General features: G+C 57.2%; 1 protein-coding gene. It reads right to left on the bottom strand.

Features of this window, described 5'->3' with window-relative positions; translation table 11 throughout:
• Nucleotides 1-1,262 (bottom strand): IS66 family transposase (gene tnpC / locus RSSM_RS29960; RefSeq protein ID WP_236621491.1); only part of this gene is annotated, 1,262 nt, incomplete at its 3' end.
• Between the last annotated feature and the right edge of the window lie 142 nt (nt 1,263-1,404).

The following is a 1,404-nucleotide window of genomic DNA, read 5'->3' as shown; positions in this document are numbered from 1 at the left end:
CGGATGAAGTCGAATGGATCAGCCAGCCGTTGCTTGCAAGTTTGCATCACACTCATGATTCGTGATTGGGCCAATGCGCCGACTTTGGTGCGGTTGCCACCCCAGGCTTTTCGATTCACAACCGCTGGACGGATCGCTTGTTCGCCTCGCCAGTTCGTTGCGTCAGCCCCGGGATGACGCAGGAACGTGAACAGGTCATCAAGATGCTTTTCCAAGAACTTTGCGAAGCGTTCATTGGCAGCGTGCGTCTTCGGGTGACGCACCAACTCCCACATCTGCATCGTCAGTCGACCTGCCATCACTTTCATCCCATGAGCAGTCACCGCGTCCTGTCGAAAACGGTTGCGATACTCGAATCCTGCAAGCAGCAAGTCTTTCACTCCACGCGGAAACGCCAACGCGCCACCGGTCCCGCTTTCGATCAGCGAATCACATCGCCGAAGCAGGTGCGCGAAGCACTGTTGGTGGGTCGCCGAGGTGAACTTGTCGTACACCGCCCAGCCGTCATGTCCGAAGATCCCCGACCAGTCGATGCCCAGCAGCCGCTGAGCCGGTCCGATGCTTCTGGTCGCGTCCACTTCGTAACATGTCGCGGTCAGTCCGACGAATGCATGAAGCCAAGCCCCACGTCCATCGACTCGCCAACCCGTTTCATCTCCAACCACCTGAGGCGAGCCTCGCACGGCCTTGCGAACTTGAGCGTCGGCGTTCTCAAGCCGATCGGCAGTGCGAAGCATGCTTCGGCAACTGGTGCTGCGACTGACATGAATTTCAAAAAGCATTTCCAGCAGACGCTTGACCTTACCATGGCTGAGACCAAGCTCTTTGTTCAAAAGTGCCATCGCGGCGTGGACGTTCGGTCCCAATTGAACTCCAGCGGCCCCGACGGCGTCGGAGGTTTGCAGTTCGTGCCGGCCCTGGACATGAGAACCGCAGCCACCGCAAGTTCCCGCGTCGATGTTGAATTGCCGGTGGATGACCACGCGGGGAATATCGGTTTGAAATTGGACGAGCGTTTCGGTCTTGTTCAGTTCATCGTGCCCGCAATCAGGGCAACACGCCGGCAGAGCAACGTCGTAGGTTTCGTCGATCTGCTCGGGCGCGGCTCGGCGATGGTGTTTGCCGTGATCTTCGCCGCTTTTGCGTCCCGGCTTCTTCGGATCGGCTTTGCGTTTCTTGCGGAACGGAGCCGCTTGGCGTTTGCCTTCGCGTTCAACTTTCTCAAGACGGGCCGTGAGCAACTCTACTTGCTTGACCAACATGTCGATGATCGCCTGCTGCTGTTCAAGCAGTGGCTTGCAGTCGGGACAGTCGGTCGTGATCTTGGGCACATCCATGATCCACGAATTCTGGTCGATTTACGCCAAATTCACCAAGACCAATTTTTTGCACGGTAAACAAGTA

The sequence above is a fragment of the Aporhodopirellula sallentina SM41 genome, from assembly GCF_000346505.1.
In the GTDB taxonomy this organism is placed as follows: Bacteria; Planctomycetota; Planctomycetia; order Pirellulales; family Pirellulaceae; genus Rhodopirellula; species Rhodopirellula sallentina.
Note: the sequence above shows the minus strand (reverse complement) of the source record. Positions and strands in the feature narration are given on the sequence as shown.